General features: G+C 59.4%; 4 protein-coding genes. All 4 read right to left on the reverse strand.

Annotated features, from left to right (window positions below):
* The coding region (locus Q0F21_RS05640; RefSeq protein ID WP_297238185.1) for a tetraacyldisaccharide 4'-kinase at nucleotides 1–152 on the reverse strand (152 nt) is incomplete at its 3' end.
* Between the two features lie 24 nt (nucleotides 153–176).
* Nucleotides 177–2,015: a signal peptide peptidase SppA gene (sppA, locus tag Q0F21_RS05645; protein ID WP_297238179.1), complete on the reverse strand. Its 1,839-nt coding sequence runs from the start codon at nucleotides 2,013–2,015 to the stop codon at nucleotides 177–179.
* Nucleotides 2,016–2,556: 541 nt separating this feature from the next.
* Nucleotides 2,557–3,270, reverse strand: coding sequence for a DUF5020 family protein (locus tag Q0F21_RS05650; RefSeq protein ID WP_297238181.1), 714 nt, complete (start codon nucleotides 3,268–3,270; stop codon nucleotides 2,557–2,559).
* Nucleotides 3,271–3,273: 3 nt separating this feature from the next.
* Nucleotides 3,274–4,275, reverse strand: a complete 1,002-nt coding sequence (locus tag Q0F21_RS05655) for an aspartate-semialdehyde dehydrogenase (RefSeq protein WP_297238183.1) — start codon at nucleotides 4,273–4,275, stop codon at nucleotides 3,274–3,276.
* Nucleotides 4,276–4,403 lie beyond the last annotated feature (128 nt).

Here is a 4,403-nt window from a genome sequence, read left to right on the forward strand (position 1 = left end):
CCGACAGCGACGTTGCCGATACAGATGACGGGGATGGAGGACTTGTACCCCTTGAGCATCCCCTCATCGTAGAGGAAGTTGCGCACCCCTACGCCCCACCCATAGAGCAGGGCGGGGACCTTGAGTAGGATATTGTGGCTTCCGATCCTCACGACGAGCGACGCTTCTTCTTATCCTTACTGCAGCAGAGCCGGCACGAGACTGCTCTCCCGGGGCTTGCTCATCCATAGGCCCTCCTGCAGCTCGTACGGCACCTGGGCACGGACACCCATCTGACTGTCCAGCATCCGGGCGGCGTACTCCATCAGTCGATCCTCCCGGCTGGCGGTCATCATCCGCAGGCGGGTCTCTATGCTGGTACCGAAGAGGGACGACCAAAAGTCCTCCTTCTCCACCATATCGACCACCTTGTAGTCGTCCAGGTCGGCGAGTCGGGCAGCCTCCCGGATCGCCGTATCAAGGGTACCGAGCTTGTCGACAAGTCCGAGACGAAGGGCGTCCTGTCCGAGCCATACACGGCCCTGACCGATCGAGTCGACCTGCGCCTTCGTCATACTGCGACCCTCCGAGACGCGGGTGAGGAACTGGTCATACCCCTCCTCCACGTATTTCTGCATCAGCGCCTGCTCCTCGGGGCGCATCTCGCGCATGGGGTCACCGAAGTCTGACATATTATTCGTCTTCACGGTGTCAAAGGTGAGCGCCAGCTTGTCCGCTGTGCCCTTAAAGGTGGGGAACATGCCGAAGATGCCGATCGAACCGGTCAGCGTGTAGGGTCCGGCGATGATCTCGCTCGCATTGGACGAGATGTAGTACCCGCCCGAAGCAGCCATACCGCCCATAGAGACGACGATCGGCTTCTGCTCCTTGAGCCGGATCACCTCGCGGCAGATTAGCTCCGACTGAGAGGCAGAGCCGCCACCGGAGTTGACTCTCAGCACCACGGCATTGATATCGTCGTCATCGGCGAGCTCGTGGAGCTTGTCGGCGATACGCTGGTCAATCAGCTTGGACTGGGTGGCGAAGGGATTGTCACTCGCCGGACGACCATCCACGATATTGCCCTCGGCGTAGACGACGGCGATCTTATTCACCGACTTCACCGGTTTACGCGCGTTGAGTACCAGGTCCGCCCGCACCTCGTCCAGTTCGTCCTCGTCCTCATCGTCGTAGATCTTGGAGGCAAGTACCTGCTCGAGGTCGGTCTCGTAGACGAGCGAGTCGACCAGCCCGTACACTAAGGCGGTATCGATACGGCTCATGAAGAGACCTTCGTCGGCATAGCGCTGAAAGACCTCCTCATCGATCCCGCGGGAGGCAGCCATCTCGCTCACCGTGCCCTGCCAGAGACCGTCTAAGAAAGTCTGTGTCTGCAGCCTATTGGCCTCGCTCATATGGTCGAGCATATAGGGCTCCACGGCGCTCTTGAAGGTACCAACCTTGAAGATCTGAAACTTCACCCCGAGCTTCTGCAGGAGACCGGTGTAGAAGGGGATCTGCGAGCTCAGACCCGACAGCGCCATCATCGCCTCCGGACCGGCGTAGACCTTGTCTGCCACGGAGGAGATGTAGTAATTGCCGAGGGTAAAGGCCTTGCCGTAAGCGTAGATCGGCTTGTCACTCTCCTTGAAGCGCAGCAGTGCGTCACGGATCGCCTGCGCGGTGTCAAAACTCATGAAGCACTTGTCCAACCTCAGCACGATGGCGTCCACCTTCGCACTGGACCGCGCCTCCTCGATCGCCCCGATGATCTCGGGGAGAGTGTAGCTCTTCTTGCTATTGTCACCACCCAGGGAACGGATCGAGCTGAAGGTGTCGTCCACGGAAGTGTCGGCGATCTCGCCCACTGGGTCGAGTAGTAGGACACTGCCGGAGGAGAGGGTCACCTCTGTCTTGGTCTTATTGCTCTTGATCAGGTCGGTGATACCGCCGATCATCGCCCCGAGGACGAGCATCGAGAGGATGATGAGTACCACATTGGCCAGCACAAATCCCAGACAGGATGCGCCTACCATTTTGAAGAAATCTTTCATTGCCGAAGTTGTATATAGTCCATTGATTGATCGTGCGAAGGCTCTATCCTTCCCATCATCCACAAACTTACCAATCTTTAGCAAATTTGGATGGCAGACTGTCCCCGATTCCCAGGGGTGACGCATTTGAGCTTTGGAGTAATCATATACCAGGGGGGCTCATCCGTGAGGCACCCGAAGGGTGCTCGCTCCATAGGCATCGGTCATCCGCGAAGCGGTGACCGATGTACTGAGCCCCATCCCTACACCCTCGACCCCTTGCGGGTCGTCGAGCAGAGATCCCCCTTCCCGGCGACCCGCAAGGGGTCGAGGCCTATTTGGTATGGCTTATACATCGGTCTTCGGCACTGCGTGCCTCGACCGATGCCTATGGAACGGGCCTCCTTGCGGATGCCGATATTCTTTTACCGGTATTAGTTCGAGGGACTCTTCTTGCGGGATCGGCAGTCGGGAGCAAAAAAAAAAGGAGCGAAGCAGTCTGATGACCGCTTCGCTCCTTTTTTATGCTTTTATCCTCAGAGGATCAGAAGGTCCACTTGGCTGCAATGGTGGGACGGACGTGGAAGGCCTCCGGGAGGAGGGTATTGTACTCCATCCGCAGCTCGGTACCGATGGAGAGATTGAGCTCGTCCGGCACGCCGACAAATTGATTTACATTGCACCACACCTGCGGCTCGGCGCGGAAGATCACCCGACGGCGAGCCTCATCGGCGCCGAGGTTGGTCCGCAGCACGGCAAAGCCGCGGATGGTCCAGACGCGATTCCAGCTGGTCCAGGCGGCATCGCCCCAGAGCTGGAAGTTGTGCGGCTTCTCGTAGCCAAAGTCATACCGGTAGCTGGGCGCCACGGTGAGGTCGACATACTCGTTGTGGAATCGGTAGGAGATACCGGAGGAGATGGCGTGGGTGCGGTCCGACATGAAGCGCATCGCGCCGTGGTACTCGAGGCGAAGGGCGAGCGGTGCGTCGACAAACTTGATGTCCCTCTGCAGGCGGGCATCTAAGTCGTAGAGCCGCTCGGAGGCGGGATTGAGCCGGATGTAGCCATAGTTGCGTCCCCACTTGTCGTAGGAGAGGTGGCCGAGCTTGATGAGGATCGGCTTCTCTCCCGAGAGGTCATTGTAGACGTGTCGTCCGAAGTCGTAGTGGATCTCAGCCGTGGTCTGTGCTGTCGCGGTGAGGGTGGTGAGGAGTAGTGCCGACGCAACTGCCGGCAGAAGTTTCTTCAGTAGTGTCATATATTACTTGTTACGAATGATATACTCGCCGATCTGGATGGCATTGAGTGCCGCGCCCTTGCGGATCTGGTCTGCCACGCACCAGAAGGATAGACCATTGGGGTCCGTGAGGTCCTGACGGACACGGCCGACGAAGACCTCGTCCCTCCCTGATAGGTCAAGCGGCATCGGGTAGACCTGCTGTGCCGGGTCGTCCATCAGTATGCAGCCCTCGCCCGTGCGGAAAGCCTCCTGAGCCTCCTCCGTCGTCATCGGGTGCTCCAGCTCGCACCAGACCGCCTCGGAGTGGGCGCGGAGTGCCGGCACGCGGACGCAGGTGGCGCTGACGCGTATGTCGCTCCCCATGATCTTGCGGGTCTCGTTGTACATCTTCATCTCCTCCTTCGTGTAGCCATTCTCCTGGAAGACATCGATATGAGGGATGAGGTTAAAGAGCAGCTGGTGGGAGAATTTCTTCACCTCCAGCGGCTTCCCCTCGGCATAGTCGTGAGTCTGCTGCTCCAGCTCTGCGATACCGCTCGCACCGGCACCGCTGGCGCACTGGTAGGTGGCGACGTGGACACGGCGAATGTGCGTCTTGCGCTCGAGGGCCTGCAGGGGGACCACCATCTGGATGGTGGTGCAATTGGGGTTGGCGATGATCCGCCGGGGAGCCGAGAGGGCGGCAGAGGCATTCACCTCCGGCACCACGAGCGGCACATCCTCGTCCATGCGGAAGGCGCTCGAGTTGTCGATCATCAGGGCGCCATGCTTGGTGATGGTGGAGGCAAAGGCCTTAGACGTGCCTGCTCCGGCGCTGACGAAGGCAATATCTATGTCGCGGAAGGCATCGCCCTCCTCGAGCAGCTCCACGGTCACCTCCCTACCCTTGACGGTGTAGGACCGCCCGGCACTGCGCTCCGAGCCGAAGAGGCGGATCGTGTCGCACGGGAAGTCCCGCTCCTCGACCAGCTTGATCAGCTCCTGTCCCACGGCACCACTGGCGCCGACGATTGCTATATTCATACTATTCTATTTTTTTCTCAATTACAGAGTGCAAATGTCCGATTTTCCTATGACTTCCGTCGCTCCAGCGTGGTGAAGGTGTAGGGGAAGGCGTTGGACGGGTCGGCGGGGTGCGGCTCCTCCCGGAC

This window comes from uncultured Porphyromonas sp., assembly GCF_934359325.1.
Taxonomy (GTDB): Bacteria; Bacteroidota; Bacteroidia; order Bacteroidales; family Porphyromonadaceae; genus Porphyromonas_A.

What these genes read in the sequence shown, in the direction of transcription:
- sppA (WP_297238179.1), bottom strand. Translation starts at nt 2,015, where the DNA reads ATGGTAGGCGCATCCTGTCTGGGATTTGTGCTGGCCAATGTGGTACTC.
- Q0F21_RS05650 (WP_297238181.1), bottom strand. Translation starts at nt 3,270, where the DNA reads ATGACACTACTGAAGAAACTTCTGCCGGCAGTTGCGTCGGCACTACTC.
- Q0F21_RS05655 (WP_297238183.1), bottom strand. Translation starts at nt 4,275, where the DNA reads ATGAATATAGCAATCGTCGGCGCCAGTGGTGCCGTGGGACAGGAGCTG.